Raw genomic sequence first — 17,570 nt, forward strand, 5'->3', positions numbered from 1 at the left:
CTCTGCCGGCTTCCCGGGGGCGGACCGGGCCGGACGAGGCCCGGTCAGTCGTGGTCGGACACGCTGGTGACGCCCACGTTGGCGTTCTTGGCGAGGCCGTCGACCGGGAACAGGAACCCGTTCTGCGAGGGTGGCTCGAACCCACCGTGATTACCGGAGGCGGGACGGGAGCCCGCTCCGTCGTCCGAGTCGGCGTGCGCCACGGCGGGCAGCACCGCGCCGGACAGGGCCACGGCGGCCAGCAGGCCGAGCGCCGCGCGGATGGTCATACGAAGTGATGGACGCATGATGTTCCTTTCGAGGGGTGCGCGGTCAGGGCACCACAGGAAAGGAACACCGCTGCGGCATTACGCCGTGCGTGGGCGCGCCCTGGGCCCTCAGGAGGCAGGCCTCCCCGAAAGCCCAGGGCCTCAAGGGCTGGGAACGAGGAACGTCCGGACCGCGTCGAGGAACTCCAAGGGCCGCTCCTCGTGCACGAGATGGCCCGCACCCTCGACCGTCACCAGCCGGCAGTCCGGGATGCGCTCGGCCATGTCCCGGAGGTGCTGCTGCGGGATGTGGCTGGTGGAGCCGCCGGCGATCACCAGAGTCGGCGCGGTGATCTTCGCCAGACCGTCCCACCACGCGGGGTCCGGCGCGTTGCGCTGCGCCACCACGGCCACCTTGGCCTGCCAGTCGAACCCCGGCGGGCCCGGCGGCGGGTCCGGAATCTCCTGCGGCGGTGACGCCGGGAGGGGCGGTACGGCCTCCTCCAGCACCAGACGCTCCACCAGCTCCGGCCGGTCGGCGGCCAGCAGCAGCGCGGCGATCGCGCCGAGGGAGTGACCGATGAGCGCCACCGGCCCCAGCCGCAGTTCCCGGAGGAACCCGGCCACATCGTCGCGCCACCGCTCGAAGCCGTACTCCCCCGGCCAGTCGCTGTGGCCGTGCCCCCGGAGATCCAGCGCGTACACCCGGTGGGTGGTGGCGAGCTGACCGACCACGCCGCGCCAGTCCTCACCGTCCTCACCGAGGCAGTGCAGCAGCACCGCCGGGGGCGCGTCCGCGTCGCCCCAACACCGGTATGCCAGGCGGACGTCACCGACCTGCATCTTCTGAACGTCACTCATGCGCTCGAAGCTACCCACGAGGGGCTTCGTCACGCCCCTTGACGCGTTCGCCGCCCGCTGATTACTTGGACCCCACTCAGCTACCGAATGATCGGTCGGGACGTGGAACGGTGACACACATGCCGGATGGGCGAAGCAGGGGTGGGTCGACGACGGATCCGAGCGCGGGAACGGACGGAGGCACGCGCGGAGGGACGGGCGGATGCGGCCCGGCCCAGAACGCGGGCGCGGGCGCAGGTACGGCTGCGGCTACGGCTACGGCTACGGCTGCGTACGCGGTCACGGTCGACGCGGTGCGGAGGATGTCCGCCGAGGAACTGCGGGCCCGCCAACTGGAGCGGCTACGCGCCTCGTTGCGGCACGCGTACGAGAACGTCCCCTTCTACCGGCAGTCCTTCGACCAGGCCGGAGTCCGCCCCGACGACTGCCGGTCACTCGCGGACCTGCCCCGCTTCCCCTTCACCGTCAAGGACGATCTGCGGGCCCACTACCCCTTCGGCATGTTCGCCGTACCGCAGGACGAGATCCGTCGTATCCATGCCTCCAGCGGGACGACGGGCCGCCCGACGGTCGTCGGCTACACCGAGCACGACCTCTCCGTCTGGGCCGATGTCGTCGCCCGTTCGATCCACGCGGCAGGCGGCCGGCCGGGGCACAAGGTGCACATCGCTTACGGATACGGCCTGTTCACCGGCGGTCTCGGCGCGCACTACGGCGCCGAACGGCTCGGCTGTACGGTCGTCCCGGCCTCCGGTGGGATGACCGCGCGGCAGGTGCAGATCATCCGCGACTTCCGGCCCGAGATCATCATGGTGACACCATCCTACATGCTCACGCTCCTCGACGAGTTCGAACGGCAGGGCATCGACCCACGGACCACCTCCCTCAGGACCGGGATATTCGGCGCGGAACCATGGACGGAGGAGATGCGCCGCGAGATCGAGGAGCGCTTCGCGATCGACGCGGTCGACATCTACGGCCTCTCGGAGGTCATGGGGCCCGGCGTCGCGCAGGAGTGCGTCGAGACCAAGGACGGGCTGCACATCTGGGAGGACCACTTCTATCCGGAGGTGGTGGATCCGGTCACCGGCGCTCCGCTGCCGGACGGCGAGCACGGTGAGCTGGTGTTCACCTCGCTGACCAAGGAGGCCCTGCCGGTGGTCCGCTACCGCACCCGGGACCTGACCCGGCTGCTGCCCGGCACCGCCTGCCCCGCCTTCCGCCGGATGGAGAAGGTCACCGGCCGCTGCGACGACATGATCATCCTGCGGGGCGTGAACCTCTTCCCCGCCCAGGTCGAGGAGATCGTGCTGCGTACACCGGGCGTGGCCCCGCACTTCCAGCTACGGCTGACCCGGGAGGGCCGGATGGACCACCTGACCGTACGTGCGGAAGCCCGCCCGGACGCGACCCCGGAACAACGGACAGCCGCCGTCGGCCAGATCGCCCGCGACGTCAAGGACAGCATCGGCGTCTCGATCGCCGTCGAAATCGTCCCCCCGGAAACCCTGGAACGCTCCGTCGGCAAACTGAAGCGCATCGTAGACGCACGCGCCTGAGCTGCGGCAACTCCTCCCCCGCTCTCTTCCCTCCCCCCCGGCCCACCCGCCCCCTCCCACCTCCAACTCACCCGCACCCGCACCTGCACCTGCACCCGCAGCAGCCGCACCTACAGCAGCCGCCCCCCAAAGGCATCCGCAGCTAAGGCGTCCGCACCCAAGGCAGCCACGCCCCCTCCCAGGCCCCTCCCCCTCTCTCCCTACCGAGTACTCGGCGTCAGCAGTGCGTACGGAGCGCCGAACGGGTCCAGCAGCATGGCCAGCCTGCCTATGCCTTCGGCGTCCGCCGGCGGGACGATGGCTGTCGCGCCGCGCTCCGTGGAGGCGGCGACCGTCGCGTCGCAGTCCTCGACGGCGAAGTACGGGTGCCACTCCGGCGTGGAGCCCGCTTCCAGGTGTTCTGCGCCCAGTTGCAGGATGCCGGCGTGGCCGGCGTCGCCGGACGGGTCGGTGCCGGTGGGCGAGGCGACCGTGTAGATCATGTTCTCGCCCACCCGGTTGTCCGCCGTTTCCCACCCGAAGACCGTGCGGTAGAAGCGCTTGGCGGCGGCCGCGTCGGTCGTGTACAGCTCCGTCCAGCACATGGCGTTCGAGACGCTGACCACGTCCAACCCCTGGATGTCGCCGGGCTGCCGGACCGCGAAATCGGCGCCGGTCGGGTCGGTGAATCCGGCCAGCCGGCCGGCGGTGAACACATCGCACGGGCCGAAGCGGACCGTGCCGCCGGCCTGCTCCACCGTCTTGGCCAGGGCGTCCACGTCCGGGCTGTGGAAGTGGACGGTCCAGGCCGGGCTCGCGCCCTCCTCGGTCAGCGGTCCGGCCCCGGCGACGGTCTTCCCGTCGAGCTGGAAGAAGCCGTACCCGCCGGCGTCGGGGCCGGCCGACCGGAACGTCCAGCCGAAGACGTCGCCGTAGAACGCGGCGGCCGCGTCGATGTCGGGAGCCCCGAGGTCGAGCCAGTTCGGCGCGCCCGGGACGTACCGGGTCGTGAGCATGATGATCTCCTTCGGCGTCCTGTCGTCGCGGCGCGACGCGGGCGGCCGCCGAGCGAGCACGTACGCCCTCGTCACCGGGGAACACGCGGTGTCGGTCGGTGCCTTTCCCCCGGCACTTTCAGCATGGCAGGGGGGTCTGACAATCGCCCTCCGCGGCCGGCCGGCGACAGAATCGTTCAGCTCCCGCCGGAACGGAACCTCTCCCGGAGTGCGCGCTTGAGGATCTTGCCGCTGGCGTTGCGCGGCAGCGCCTCGACGAACAGCACCCGCTTGGGCACCTGGAACCCGGCCAGCCGCTCCCGCGCGGCCGCGATCAGCTCTGCCTCGTCCGGCGCCCCGGTTTCCGTACGGGGCACGACGACGGCGGTCACCGCCTCGATCCAGCGTTCGTCGGGCAGCCCGATCACCGCCACCTCGGCGACCGCCGGATGCGCGTACAGCGCGTCCTCGACCTGCCGTGAGGCGACCAGCACACCGCCCGAGTTGATGACGTCCTTGATCCGGTCGATGACGGTGAAGTAGCCCGCCGCGTCCCGCACGGCCAGGTCCCCCGAGCGGAACCAGCCGTCGCGGAACGCCGCCGCCGTCTCCTCCGGCTTGTCCCAGTAGCCCGAGCAGAGCTGGGGCGAGCGGTAGACGATCTCCCCGGGGGTGCCGTCCGGCACCTCGGCACCCTCCTCGTCCACCACCCGGGCGGCCACGAACAGCACCGGCCGGCCGCACGAGTCCATCCGGCCCTCGTGCTCGTCCGGCCCGAGGACGAGGGCCAGCGGGCCGATCTCGCTCTGCCCGAAGCAGTTGTGGAAGGCGAGGCCGGGCAGCCGGGCGCGGAGCCGCTCCAGGACGGGCACCGGCATGATCGACGCGCCGTAGTACGCCTTGCGGAGGCCGCCGAGGTCGCGCGTGGCGAACCCCGGGTGCCGGGAGAGGCCGATCCAGACGGTGGGCGGAGCGAAGAGGCTGTCGGCCCGCCCCGCCTCCACCAGCTCGAAAATCCTTTCCGGGTCCGGCGCGTCGAGGATGACGTTCTCCGCGCCCACCGCGAGATACGGCATGAGAAACACGTGCAACTGCGCCGAGTGGTAGAGCGGCAGGCTGTGCACCGGCCGGTCGGTCGCCTTCAGGTCCAGGGCGACGATCGCCGACGTGTACGCGTGGACGAGCGCGCCGTGCGTCATCATCGCGCCCTTGGGCAGCCCGGTGGTGCCGGAGGTGTAGAGGAGCTGGACCAGTTCGTCCGATGCCGACCCGTACGGGCCGTAAGGATCACCCGAGCCGCCCGCACCGTACGGCCCACTCGGGCCACCCGACCCGTACGAGCCACCCGCACCGTACGAGCCCCCCACCCGGTCGCCCGCCACCCCCTCAGGCACCCCCTCCCGCGCCCGTTCCAGCAGCGACCCGGTGGCGTCGCGCAGCGCCATGGTGCGGACGCCGGGCGGCAGCCGGTGCTCCAGCGCGGGGTCGCTGAGGACGAGGGAGCTGCCCGACTGCTCGATGAGGTAGCGCAGTTCGTCGCCGGCCAGGTTGTGGTTGACGGGTACGTGCACCAGCCCGGCGCGGGCGCAGGCCAGGAAGCCGATCAGGTACACGTCGGAGTTGTGCCCGTATGCGGCGACCCGGTCGCCGGGCAGCACCCCGCTGTCCAGGAGGGCGCGCACGGCGGCCGTCACCCCGTCGTCCAGTTCCCGATAGGTCCAGGACCGGTCGCCGTAGCGCACCGCCGTGCGGCCGGGTGTCCGGTGCGCGCTGCGCCGCAGGACTCCGTCGACCGTGTTCGCCCGCACTCCCGTCATGGCGCGATCCTGTGCCCCGGCCCGGGCCTGGTCAAGGGCGCAAGGCGGGACGGGATGGGAGGTTCCGCGCCAAAGGGTGGGGTGTGCGACGCCCCGACGATCGATCGCGGATATCCTCAACGGCCTCCGCACTCCCAACTGTTGACTGATGAGACACGTACGGCTCACGCCAGGACCACAGGGAGATCACCCGATATGCGCGACCGACTCAGAAGGCTCGCCGTGGCCGGGGTGGTGCTGCTGTCCGGAGCGGCGCTCGCGCCCGCTCCGGGCGCGGCGGCCGCCGCCGAGGCGTCCCACCCGTCGGGCGGCGGCCTCACGGCCGAGATCCGCTACACGGAGTACGGCATTCCGCACATCGTCGCCGACGACTACCCCGACCTGGGCTTCGGCGTCGGCTGGGCTCAGGCCGCCGACCAGGTCTGCACCCTCGCGGACGGTTTCGTCACCGTACGCGGCGAACGCTCCCGGTACTTCGGCGCCGACGGCAGACCCGACGGCACGCACTCCTCCGCCGGCACCAACCTGGCCAGCGACCTCTTCTTCAAGGGAGTCCGACGGGCGGGCACCGTCGACAAGCTGCTGCGGCAGCCGGCGCCGGCCGGCCCGAGCGACGACATGAAAGAGCTGATGCGCGGCTGGGCGGCCGGGTACAACGCGTGGCTGGCGCAGCAGAAGATCACCGATCCGGCCTGCGCGGGCAAGCCCTGGGTCAAGCCCGTCACCCGGCTCGACGTGGCGGCCGGCGCCCACGCGCTCGCGATCACTTCCGGTCAGGGCAGCGCGGTGGACGGCATCACCGCGGCCGCGCCGCCCGCGGCCGGGAAGGCGCCCGAGGGCCGCCCGTTCCGGCAGCCGGACCCACGGAAGGCCGTATCGGCCGTCCGTTCCCGTCTGGCGCACGGCGCGGGCGACATGGGTTCGAACGCCGTCGCCTTCCGCGGCACGGCCACCGCCAACGGCCGTGGCCTGCTCCTGGGCAATCCGCACTACCCGTGGCACGGCGGCCGCCGCTTCTGGCAGTCGCAGGTCACCATCCCGGGCGAACTCGACATCGCGGGCGGCTCGATCCTCGGCGCCCCCACCCCCTCCATCGGCCACAACGCCCAGGTCGCCTGGAGCCACACGGTCTCCACCGGCGTGCCCTTCAACATCCACCAGCTCACCCTGGACCCCGCCGACCCGACCGCGTACCTCGTGGACGGGAAGTCCGAGCGGATGACGCGGCGGACCGTCACCGTCGCGGTCAAGGGCGGCGCGGACGTCCGGCGCACCCAGTGGTGGACCCGGTACGGCCCGGTCACCACCGGCTACGGTGATCTCGGCCTGCCGTGGACGGACCGCACGGCGTACGCGCTGAACGACCCCAACGCGGCTCAGTTGCGCATGTTCGACACCGGGCTGGGTTTCGGCAAGGCCCGTGACGTGGCGGGCGTGCAGCGCGCGCTGCGCCGCTCGCAGGGGATGCCCTGGGTGAACACCATCGCCTCCGACTCCGCGGGCCGCACGCTCTTCTCCCAGTCGCAGGTGCTGCCGCGCATCACCGACGACCTCGCGGAGCGCTGTTCCACCGCGCTGGGCCGGGAGTTGTACCCGCTCTCCGGCCTGGCCGTGCTGGACGGCGCGCGCTCCGGCTGCACGCTGGGCCGCGACCGGGACGCCGTACAGCCCGGCATCTTCGGCCCGTCCGCGATGCCCACGCTCGCGGACGCCCCGTACGTGGAGAACTCCAACGACAGTGCGTGGCTGGCCAACGCGGACCGGCCGGTGACGGGCTACCCGCGCGTCTTCGGCGACCTCGGCACCCCGCGCGAACTGCGCACCCGCGGCGCCCTGGAGGATGTCTCCGCCATGGCGAAGCGGGGCGGGCTGACGCCGGCCGACCTCCGGCGCCAGCAGTTCGCCAACCGGGTGCCCGCCGGTGACCTGGCTGCCGCCGACACCGCGCGGGCCTGCGCCGCGCTCCCCGGCGGCACGGCGACCGGCCGCGACGGCAAGGCCGTCGACGTGTCCGAGGCGTGCCGGGTGATCGGCGCCTGGGACCGTACGGTGCGGACGGACAGCAAGGGCGCGCTCCTCTTCGACCGGTTCTGGCGCCGGCTGTCCGCCACGGTGCCGCCGGCCGACCTGTGGAGGACGCCGTTCGACCCGGCCGACCCCGTGCGCACCCCGCGCACCCTGAACACCGCCGCGCCCGGCTTCGCGACCGCGCTCGCCGACGCCGTGGCCGAGCTGCGCGCCGCCCGCATCCCGCTCGCCGCCCCGCTGGGCGAGCACCAGTTCGTCGTACGCAACGGCAAGCGCATCCCGGTCAGCGGCGGCGCGCACGGGCTGGGCGTCTGGAACATGACCGCCGGCCAGTGGGATCCGGCGGGCGGCGGCTACACCGAGGTGCGGCACGGTTCCAGCTACATCCAGGCGGTGTCCTTCCAGGGCGGCGGCTGCCCGGTGGACGCCCGTACGCTGCTGACGTACTCGCAGTCCTCGAATCCGCGCTCGCCGCACTACAGCGACCAGACCGAGCTGTACTCGGCGAACCGGCTGCTGCGTTCGCGGTTCTGCGAGCGGGACGTGCTCGCCTCGCCGGAGCTGCGGGTGGTGCGCGTCCGGCAGCGGTAGCCGCTCTACACGGCGCGCTCCCGGCCCGTCCAGTACGGGTCGCGGAGCCGCCGCTTGTAAAGCTTGCCGTTGGGGTCGCGGGGCAGGGCCGCGATGAAGTCGACCGACCTGGGGCGCTTGTAGCCCGCCAGCCGCTCCGCGCAGTGGGCCAGGATCGCGTCGGCGAGCGCCGGCCCGGCCGGGTACCCGTCGGCGGGTTCGACGACGGCCTTGACCTGTTCGCCCCAGTCGTCGTGCGGGACGCCGAAGGCCGCCGCGTCGGCGACGGCGGGGTGGGTGAGGAGGGCGGCCTCGATCTCGGCAGGGTAGATGTTGACCCCGCCCGAGATGATCATGTCGATCTTGCGGTCGCGGAGGAAGAGGTAGCCGTCCTCGTCGAGGTGCCCGAGGTCGCCGACGGTGAAGAAGTCACCGATGCGGTTCCTGTGGGTCTTGCCCTCGTCCTTGTGGTAGCTGAAGCCGCCGGTGGTCATCTTCATGTAGACGGTGCCCAGTTCGCCGGGCGGCAGGCGGTTGCCGTCGTCGTCGAAGACCGCCAGTTCGCTGATGGGCCAGGCCCTGCCGACCGTACCGGGCTTCTTGAGCCAGTCCTGGGCCGTGGCGAAGGCCCCGCCCCCCTCGCTCGCCGCGTAGTACTCCTCCACGCAGCTCCCCCACCAGTCGATCATGGCCCGTTTGACGTGGTCGGGGCAGGGCGCGGCGCCGTGGATCGCGTGCCGCATCGAGGTCACGTCGTAGCGCGCCCGTACCTCCTCCGGGAGGGCGAGCAGGCGGTGGAACTGGGTCGGCACCATGTGCGTGTGGGTGCAGCGGTACGTGTCGATCAGGCGCAGCATCTCCACGGGCGTCCACTTGTCCATCAGGACGACCTGGTGCCCGATGTGCAGGGACGCGCCCGCGAACTGGAGTACGGCGGTGTGGTAGAGCGGTGAGCACACCAGGTGCACGTTGCCGTCGAAGGGCCGGATGCCGAAGATGCCGAGGAAGCCGCCGAGCGGGGACTCCTCGGGCGGTTTTCCGGGGAGCGGGCGGCGGATGCCCCGGGGGCGGCCGGTGGTGCCGGAGGTGTAGTTCATGACCCAGCCGAGGGTGCGGTCCGCCGGGGCGGTCTTCGGCTGTCCGTCGAGGAGTGCGGCGTACGGCCGGAAACCGGGCACCTCGCCGACGGCGTAGCGGTGTCGCGGCGGCAGCCCGGCCTCGTCGGCGGCGGCACGGGCCGCGTCGGCGAACCGTTCGTGCGCGATCAGCGCCTTGGCGCCCGAGTCACCGACGATCCAGGCGATCTCCGGGCCGACCAGGTGGTGGTTGACCGGCACGAGGTAGAACCCCGCCTGGGACGCCGCGAGGTAGGCGGTGAAGAGTTCCACACCGTTGGGCAGCACCACCGCGAAGGCGTCGCCCCGCTCCAGGCCCGCGGCGCGCAGGCCGTGCACCAGGCGGTTGCAGGCGGCGTGCAGCCGGGCGGCGGTCCACTTCGCGCCGTCCGGGGCGATCAGGACCGTACGCCCCGGGTCGGCGGCGGCCTGCGCCCAGAAGCCGTTGGGGGGTGGTGATGCCATGGATGCCGACATGGGTGTCCTCCTCGGCTCAGCCGCGCCCGGCGATGCGGTCGATACGGTCGACGGCCCGCTCGAACCCGCGGGTCAGGTCGTCGAAGACCGCCCGCACACTGCGTTCGGAGTTCATCTGCCCGACGATCTGGCCGACCGGTGTGCCCAGCAGCGGCTCGACTTCGTACTTCTGGATACGGGAGACGGCCTCGGCGACCAGCAGCCCCTGGAGGGGCATGGGCAGCGGCTCGGGACCGGACGGGTCGTCCCAGGCGTCCGTCCACGCCGTGCGGAGCTGGCGGGCGGGTTTGCCGGTCAGCGCGCGCGAGCGGACGGTGTCGCCGGAGCCCGCCGCGAGAAGTTTCTCGGTGAGCCGCCGGGAGTGCAGCCCGGCCTCCTCGGTGGTCAGCCAGACGGAGCCGAGCCAGACGCCCTCGGCGCCGAGCGCCAGACCGGCGGCGATCTGCTCGCCCGTGCCGATGCCGCCGGCCGCGAGCACGGGCAGCGGATCCACGGCACGGACGACTTCCGGGGTGAGCACCATGGTGGCGATCTCGCCGGTGTGGCCGCCGGCCTCGTAGCCCTGGGCGACGACGATGTCGATGCCGGCGTCCCGGTGATGCCGCGCGTGCCGGGGGCTGCCCGCGAGGGCGGCGACGAGGACGCCGTGTGCGTGGGCGCGCTCGACGACGTCGGCGGGCGGTGGGCCGAGCGCGTTGGCCAGCAGCCGGATCGGGTGCTCGAAGGCGACGTCGAGCTGGGCGCGGGCCACCTGCTCCAGCCAGCCGGTGATACGCCAGCCGGACGCCTCGCCCGCGGGCAGTTCGGGCACCCGGTGTGCGGCGAGGGTTTCCTGGACGAAGCGGCGGTGTCCGGGCGGGATCATCGCCTCGATGTCCGCCTCCGTGACGCCCGCCACCTTCTTCGCGGGCATCACGACGTCGAGGCCGTACGGTCTGCCGTCGGTGTGCCGGTCGATCCAGTCCAGGTCGCGGGCGAGGTCGTCGGCGGCCGTGTAGCGGACCGCGCCGAGCACGCCGAAGCCCCCGGCCCGGCTGATCGCGGCGGCCACCGCCGGGAACGGGGTGAACCCGAAGACGGCGTGCTCGACTCCCAGCCGGTTGCTCAGCTCCGTCTGCATGGCCGCAGGATGCCGCAGGGACGCGTACGGGGGAAGAGGGTTTCTGATACTCCGTCAGAAAAAGCGGGCCGCTCCCGATGTCACATCCGCCGGGGCGCGATCCGTCCCGAGGGCGAGATGCAGACAGTGGACCAGGGAGGCACGGCATGCGGACGGACATCACCGTCATCGGCGGCGGTACGGCGGGCCTGGTGGCCGCCATCGCCTGCGCGGAGGCCGGGGCGGCCGTGACGCTGCACGAGGCGCACGGCTCACTGGGCGGGCGCGGCCGCGCCACGGCCGCGCCCTACGTCGCCCACGAGGGGCCGCACGTCTTCTACTGCGACGGCCCGCACTGGACCTGGCTGGCGGAACGCGGCCTGACCGGCCGGCTGGGGCGGCCGTCGGCCCGCGACCTGCTGCGGGTCTCCTTCGTGCGGGACGGGCGGCGCGCGCTCCGGCCACCGGCCGGGTTCCTGCGGATGATCACGGTCGGCCGGTTCCGTACCGCCCCCGTCGACGAGGACTTCCACGGCTGGGCGTCCCGGCACTTCGGCACGGAAGCGGCGCGCGCCGCGGCCAACGCCATCGCCGCCGTGACGTACGACGCGGACACCGGCCGGCTCTCGGCGGCGTTCGTGTGGCGACTGATCCGCCGTGTGTTCGCACCCGGGGTGCCGACCGTACGGTGGGTGGTGGGAGGCTGGCAGGCGGTCGTGGACCGGCTGGCGGTCCGCGCCCGGCAGCTCGGCGTACGCGTCGAGCTGGGCTCCCGGATCACCTGCCTCCCGGGTGGCCCCACCGTCGTGGCGACGGAACTCTCGTCCGCGCGCGCCCTGTTGGGCGACGCCTCACTGCACTGGGAGAGCGGTCACTGCGTCCTGCTGGACCTCGCGGTACCGCACGGCGAGAAGGATCGGTTCCTCACCTTCGACCTGGACGCGGGCGGCTTCCACGAGAGCTACTCGATGCAGGACCCGACCACCGCGCCGCGCGGCACGTCACTGTTCCAGCTCGACATGCCGGTACGCGCCGGGGAGAGCCTCCCCGGCGCCCGGCAGCGGCTGGCGGACCTCGCCGAAGTGACCGTGCCCGGATGGCGCGACCGCGCGGTGTGGCGGCGCCAGGGCACCGCGCGCGGCCGCACCGGCGCGCTGGACCTGCCGGGGCTGACCTGGCGGGACCGGCCGACGATCGACCGCGGGGACGGGCTGTTCCTGGCCGGGGACATGGTCGCGGCGCCCGGCATGCGCGGCGAGATCGCGGTCAACAGCGCCGTACGGGCCGCCGCGGGGGCGGTACGGGCGGCCGGGCTCACGGGCCGCCGGCCGATCGGCGCCGCCTGAGGCGCCGCCCGTCATTCCCGGCCGAGGACGGCCATGGCGGCGTTGTGGCCCGGAATTCCGCTCACCCCGCCGCCCCTGACCGCGCCCGCGCCGCACAGCAGCACATTGGCGTGCGCGGTCCGCACGCCCCACCGGGCCGCCACGTCGTCCCCGTCGGCCTCCGTGCCGTACGGGAACACCGGCTCCCGGTGGAAGATGTGACCGCCCGGCAGGCCGAGGTCGCGTTCCAGGTCGAGCGGGCTGCGGGCCTCGATGCACGGGCGGCCGTCCGCGTCGGTGGCCAGGCAGTCGGTGAGCGGTTCGGCCAGTACGGCGTCGAGCTGGGCGAGAGTCGCCGCGAGCAGGCGCTCCCGGGTGGCGTCGTGGTCCGCGGTGAAGAGGCGGGCCGGGGTGTGCAGGCCGAAGAGGGTCAGGGTCTGGTAGCCCTGGCGGACCAGACCGGGTCCGAGGATGGAGGGGTCCGTCAGGGAGTGGCAGTAGAGCTCCGAGGGCGGCGCGGCGGGAAGTCCGCCGGCCGCCGCCTGCCGGTAGGCGGTCTCCAGTTGCCCGTAGCCCTCGGCGACGTGGAAGGTTCCGGAGAAGGCCAGGCGCGGGTCGACGCTCGTGTCCCGCAGCCGGGGCAGCCGGGTGAGCAGCATGTTGACCTTGAGCTGGGCGCCCTCGGCGGGCTCCGGGAGAGCTTCGCCGAGAAGCCCGGCGAGGGTGTGCGGGGCGGCGTTGACCAGGACGTGGCGCGCGCCGACCGTGCCGTGCGCGCCGGTCACCTCCGCCGTACGGCCGTCGGTGGCGATCCCGGTCACCGGGCAGTCGGTGACGATTTCCGCGCCGGCCGTGCGGGCAGCGTCGGCGAGCGCGTCGGTCAGCGCGCCCATGCCGCCGATCGGCACGTTCCAGTCGCCGGTGCCACCGCCTATGACGTGATAGAGGAAGCAGCGATTCTGCACCAGCGTCGGGTCATGGGCGTGCGCGAACGTGCCGATCAGCCCGTCGGTGAGCACCACACCCCGTACCAGGTCGTCGGCGAACGCCGCCTCGACCGTCTCGCCGAGCGGCCGCTCGAACAGCGCCTCCCAGGCCGCTTCGTCGCCGATACGGGCGCGCAGCTCCGTACGGGCCGGCAGCGGCTCGGTGAGGGTGGGGAAGACGCGTTCCGCGACCCGCCGGGTCATGCCGTAGAACCGCCGCCAGGCCGCGTACTCCCGGTCCGAGCCGGTGAGCCGGGCGAACGAGGCGCGGGTCGCGGCCTCGTCGGTGCTGACGTACAGGCCGGTGGGGCGGCCGCCGCGTACCGTGGGCGTGTACGAGGAGACGGTGCGCCCGCGGACCGCGAAGCGCAGGCCGAGGTCGCTCACGATCTTCGGTGGCAGCAGGCTGACGAGGTACGAGTAGCGGGACAGCCGCGCGTCCACACCGCGGAAGGCGCGCGTGGAGACCGCGGCGCCGCCGGTGTGGCCGAGCCGTTCCAGGACCAGCACCCGGCGCCCGGCGCGGGCGAGATAGGCGGCGGCGACCAGGCCGTTGTGCCCGCCGCCGACGATGACCACGTCGTACGAAGTCCGTTCCGGCATGCCTCTTGGTAGCACGCGGTGATCGCCGCCGCCAGGTGCGGACGGCTGAATTCCGGGAGCCCCGCAGCGCGGCGCCTTGCCCCGCCTTCTCCTACGTTCCTAACGTCCGACGATGCGTTGTATCGGCCTGCTCCGTCCCCCCGTGAGGTGACCTGTGCACGTTCTGTCGGCAACGCGTCCCCCGAGGCGCACCCTGACCCGCCTGAGCGCCGCCGCCCTGAGTGCGGCGGGTGTCTTGTCCGCGGCCGCCGCCTTTCCCGCGGCGGCCACCCCCACCGCGGCAAGCCCGGCCGGGCCCGCGGCCGGCGCGCGTGCCGCGGCGGCCTACCCGAACCTCACCCCGAAACCTCCGATGGGCTGGAACAACTGGTCGTACTACATGTGCGACATCGACGAGAAGGTGATTTTCGGCAACGCGCGGGCCCTGGTGAAGTCCGGCCTCGCGGCCAAGGGCTACGACACGGTCACCGTCGACGATTGCTGGATGCTCAAGCAGCGCGACGCCAAGGGCAACCTCGTCCCGGACCCGGCCCGGTTCCCGCGCGGCATGGCGTACGTGGGGCGGGAACTGCACCGGATGGGCCTGAAGTTCGGCATCTACGAGGATGTCGGCAAGCTGACCTGCGAGAAGTACCCGGGCAGCCTCGGCCACTACCAGCAGGACGCCGACCTCTTCGCGAAGTGGAAGGTCGACTACCTCAAGATGGACGGCTGCAACCTGCCCACCGCCCCCGGCAAGACGAAGGAGCGGACCTACCACGACGCCTATCGGGCGGTCAGCCAGGCCCTGCGCAGAACCGGCCGCGACATCGTCTTCTCGGTGTCGGCACCCGCCTACTTCCAGTACGACGGCGACCCGGTCTGGCACCAGGTCATCCGCTGGTCGTCGCAGGTCGGCAACCTGTGGCGGGAAGGCCGCGACATCGCGGTGGAGAAGCACAGCGGCGCCAGGAAGTGGTCGTCGATCAAGTACAACTACGCGTACAACGCCAAGCTGGCGGACTTCCAGCGGCCGGGCCGCTGGAACGACCCCGACTTCCTGCTCGCCGGTGACTCCGGGCTGACCACCCGGCAGATCCAGAGCCAGATGTCGCTGTGGGCCATGATGGCCGCACCGCTGATCTCCAGCACCGACCTGACGAAGATCTCACCGGCCGCGCTGAAGGTCCTCGGCAACCGGGACGTCATCGCCGTCGACCAGGACCCGAAGGGCGTCCAGGGGCGCGTGGTCCAGCAGGGCCCCGGGTACGACGTGCTGTCCAAGCCGCTGCAGAACGGTGACCGGGCGGTCGCGCTGTTCAACTCGGGCGACGCGCCGCGGACGCTGTCCATCACGGCGAGGACGGCCGGACTGTCCAAGGGCGGCGGCACGTACGAGCTGCGTGACCTGGTCACCAAGCGCACCTCCCGCACCGCCGGGACGATCTCCGCACGGGTGCCGGCGCACGCGACGGTGCTCTACCGGGTGCACCCGGTGCGCTGAGCGGACGCCGGGCCGGGCGCGGCCTTCGGCCCCGGCCCGGCGCCCCACCGCCCCGCCGGTTCCGCGCACCGGCTCAGCCCCGGCCCGGCGCGCGCCGCTGCCGCAGCGCGGCGACCCGGCGGTACAGCGCCACCGCCTCGGCGGAGCGCCCGAGCTGCTCCAGGCACTGGGCCTCGTCGCTGCGACTCGCGAGGGTGTCGGGGTGGTCGCCGCCCAGCACCCGTTCGCGGGCCGCGGCGACCTGCCGGTAGACCGCCAGCGCGTCGGGCCAGCGGCCCAGCCACCCCAGGGCCACCGCGATCTCCCGGCGACTGACAAGGGTGTCGGGGTGGTCGCCGCCCAGCACCTGCTCGCGGAGCCCGGCCACCGACCGGGCCTCGGCCAGCGCCTCTTCCCAGCGCCCGAGGCGGCCGAGGTTGACGCCCAGGCCGTGCCGGGCGCGCAGCGTCTCGGGGTCGGCCGGGCCCTGCGCGGCCGTACGGGCGTCGACGAGGTCCCGGTACAGCTCCAGCGCCTCGGCACCGCGCCCGAGGCGCCCCAGGCTTATGCCGACCTCGTAACGGGCGGCGAGGGTGTCGGGGTGTCCGGGCCCCAGGGCCTGCGCCCGGTCGGCGGCCACCTCCCGGTACGTGTGCAGCGCCTCCGCCCACCGGCCCAACTGGCCGAGCAGGTACGCCACTTCGTACCGCGTCACCAGGGTGTCCGGATGCTGCGCCCCCAGCACCCGGGCACGCGCCGACGCCACGTCGCGCGCCATCCGGTACGCGTCCTCCAGCCGGCCGAGACGGCTGAGGTTGAAGGCGAGGTTGTGCCGGCAGCGCAGCGCGTCCGGGTGCTCGGGGCCCATCGTGCGCTCCCGGGCCGCCAGGACGGACACGTACACCTGGTGCGCCTCGAAGTGACGGCCGAGCCGGCCCAGCGCGTACGCCGTCTCCTGACGGGCGGCCAGGGTGTCCAGGTGTTCGGGGCCCAGGCTCCGCCCGCGCCCGGCGGCCACCCGCTCGTACTCGCGCAGCGCGTCCGCGGGCCGGCCGGACCGGGCGAGGGTGAAGGCCACCTCGAACCGGCTCGCCAAGGTGTCGGGGTGGTCGGGCCCGAGCGCGTGTTCCCGTTCGGCGGCGACCGCGCGGTGCACCTCCCCCGCCTCCGCCCAGCGGCCGAGCCGGCCGAGGCTGAGCCCCGCGTTGTGGCGGGCGGCCAGCGCGGCGAGGTGCGCGGGCGAGGGGGCGGGGCGCTCGGGGGCGTACGGCGCCGGGGTGTCACGGCTGAGCGGCGGCAGGCCGCTCGTCCACGCGCCGGTGAGTTCGGCGGCCCCGTCGGCGCCGGATGTCCGGGGCGCGCGGAGGCCGGCCGGTGAGCCGCCACGCATCCCCTGTGTCCAGGACGGCAGGCGGTGCGCGGCACGCGTCGGCGGGCGGCCGGCCGGTCGCGCGGGGAGCGTCGCGCCCACAGTGGGGTACTCCGGCGGCCGGCGGGCGGAGACGAGTCGTTTCACCAGTTCCGCGGCGTCCCGGGGCCGGTCCTCCGGATCCTTCGCCAGCAGGTCCAGGACGATGCGCTCATACGCTTCGGGCAGATCGGGGCGGTGCCCGCGCGGCGGCTCCGGCGCCGTGTCACGGTGGCCGACGAGCACCGCCCAGGCGTCGTCGAGGTCGAACGGCGGCACGCCCGTGGCCAGCTCGTACAGCACACACCCGAGCGAGTACAGATCACTGCGGTGATCGACCGTACCGGCGCCGATCTGCTCGGGCGACATGTAGTGCGGCGTGCCCATCGCCACGCCCGTACCGGTCAGCCGGGCGGTGAAACCGATGTCGTGCCCCAGCCTGGCGATGCCGAAGTCGCAGATCTTGACCGTTCCGTCGGCGATCCGCACGATGTTCGCGGGTTTGAGGTCGCGGTGCACGATCGACTGCTCATGGGTGTACGCGAGGGCCGCCGCGACCTGCTCGGCGATGTCGGCGAAGTCCGGCACGGGCAGCGGATCATGCCGGTTGTCCTCCAGCAACTGACTCAGATTGCGCCCGTCGAGCAACTCCATCACCAGGAACAGGATCCCGTCGTCCGCGCCGAAGTCGTGCACGACCGTGATACCGCGGTGCTGGAGGGCCGCCGCCACCCGCGCCTCCCGCCGGAAGCGCTCCCGCAGCACCCGCATGAAGGACGGATCGTGCCGCGGCCCGAGCGGCTTGAGGCACTTGACGGCCACCTGCCGCCCCAGCGACTCGTCCCGCGCCCGCCACACCTCCCCCATCCCCCCGCGCCCGATCAGGTCGAGCAACCAATAACGCCCCTGAACCAGCCTGCTCTCCACCATCGCCCGCCCGCGCCCCCGTCCCCACCGCGTCCAGCCGCCCCCTACGCCCGCCCAGTATGGCGGCGCGCCGGCACGCGGTGTAGGGCGCTGAGGGGGTGGGGAGGGGGC

General features: G+C 73.1%; 12 protein-coding genes. 4 read left to right on the forward strand and 8 right to left on the reverse strand.

Annotation, left to right across the window (positions count from 1 at the left end):
- Positions 1–44: 44 nt before the first annotated feature.
- Both ACH4EB_RS30100 and ACH4EB_RS30105 read right to left on the reverse strand, forming a co-directional pair.
- Positions 45–287, reverse strand: coding sequence for a hypothetical protein (locus ACH4EB_RS30100; protein WP_398351118.1), 243 nt, complete (start codon positions 285–287; stop codon positions 45–47).
- A 123-nt stretch (positions 288–410) separates the two neighbouring features.
- A complete protein-coding gene (locus ACH4EB_RS30105) occupies positions 411–1,109 on the reverse strand; it encodes an alpha/beta fold hydrolase (RefSeq protein ID WP_398351119.1) in 699 nt (232 codons plus the stop codon).
- Between the two features lie 302 nt (positions 1,110–1,411).
- Here ACH4EB_RS30105 and paaK point away from each other — a divergent pair, with 302 nt between their 5' ends.
- On the forward strand, positions 1,412–2,668 hold the full coding sequence (paaK, locus tag ACH4EB_RS30110; RefSeq protein WP_398351176.1) for a phenylacetate--CoA ligase PaaK: 1,257 nt from the start codon (positions 1,412–1,414) through the stop codon (positions 2,666–2,668).
- Between the two features lie 200 nt (positions 2,669–2,868).
- On the opposite strand, the gene ACH4EB_RS30115 is transcribed toward paaK, so the two are convergent.
- Positions 2,869–3,663, reverse strand: coding sequence for a VOC family protein (locus ACH4EB_RS30115; protein WP_398351120.1), 795 nt, complete (start codon positions 3,661–3,663; stop codon positions 2,869–2,871).
- A 176-nt stretch (positions 3,664–3,839) separates the two neighbouring features.
- Positions 3,840–5,459: an AMP-binding protein gene (locus ACH4EB_RS30120; RefSeq protein WP_398351122.1), complete on the reverse strand. Its 1,620-nt coding sequence runs from the start codon at positions 5,457–5,459 to the stop codon at positions 3,840–3,842.
- A gap of 195 nt (positions 5,460–5,654) precedes the next feature.
- Here ACH4EB_RS30120 and ACH4EB_RS30125 point away from each other — a divergent pair, with 195 nt between their 5' ends.
- Complete coding sequence (locus ACH4EB_RS30125; RefSeq protein ID WP_398351124.1) at positions 5,655–8,078, forward strand: penicillin acylase family protein; 2,424 nt, start codon at positions 5,655–5,657, stop codon at positions 8,076–8,078.
- 5 nt (positions 8,079–8,083) lie between these two features.
- On the opposite strand, the gene ACH4EB_RS30130 is transcribed toward ACH4EB_RS30125, so the two are convergent.
- Together ACH4EB_RS30130 and ACH4EB_RS30135 are read right to left on the reverse strand one after the other, a co-directional pair.
- Positions 8,084–9,649, reverse strand: a complete 1,566-nt coding sequence (locus ACH4EB_RS30130) for an acyl-CoA synthetase (protein ID WP_398351126.1) — start codon at positions 9,647–9,649, stop codon at positions 8,084–8,086.
- A 16-nt stretch (positions 9,650–9,665) separates the two neighbouring features.
- On the reverse strand, positions 9,666–10,769 hold the full coding sequence (locus ACH4EB_RS30135; RefSeq protein WP_398351127.1) for a nitronate monooxygenase: 1,104 nt from the start codon (positions 10,767–10,769) through the stop codon (positions 9,666–9,668).
- A 146-nt stretch (positions 10,770–10,915) separates the two neighbouring features.
- Between ACH4EB_RS30135 and ACH4EB_RS30140 the strand changes: the two genes are divergently transcribed.
- A complete protein-coding gene (locus tag ACH4EB_RS30140) occupies positions 10,916–12,094 on the forward strand; it encodes an FAD-dependent oxidoreductase (protein WP_398351128.1) in 1,179 nt (392 codons plus the stop codon).
- Positions 12,095–12,105: 11 nt separating this feature from the next.
- On the opposite strand, the gene ACH4EB_RS30145 is transcribed toward ACH4EB_RS30140, so the two are convergent.
- Positions 12,106–13,662, reverse strand: a complete 1,557-nt coding sequence (locus ACH4EB_RS30145; RefSeq protein WP_398351129.1) for a phytoene desaturase family protein — start codon at positions 13,660–13,662, stop codon at positions 12,106–12,108.
- Between the two features lie 235 nt (positions 13,663–13,897).
- Here ACH4EB_RS30145 and ACH4EB_RS30150 point away from each other — a divergent pair, with 235 nt between their 5' ends.
- Positions 13,898–15,145 (forward strand): glycoside hydrolase family 27 protein, encoded by a 1,248-nt coding sequence (locus tag ACH4EB_RS30150; protein ID WP_398351130.1) that lies wholly within the window; start codon positions 13,898–13,900, stop codon positions 15,143–15,145.
- A gap of 73 nt (positions 15,146–15,218) precedes the next feature.
- Here the strand turns inward: ACH4EB_RS30150 and ACH4EB_RS30155 are convergent, their stop codons facing one another.
- Entirely contained in the window at positions 15,219–17,462 is a 2,244-nt protein-coding gene (locus ACH4EB_RS30155; protein WP_398351131.1) for a tetratricopeptide repeat protein, read from the reverse strand.
- Positions 17,463–17,570: the final 108 nt, after the last annotated feature.

The organism is Streptomyces sp. NPDC018045 (assembly GCF_044327445.1).
GTDB lineage: Bacteria > Actinomycetota > Actinomycetes > Streptomycetales > Streptomycetaceae > Streptomyces.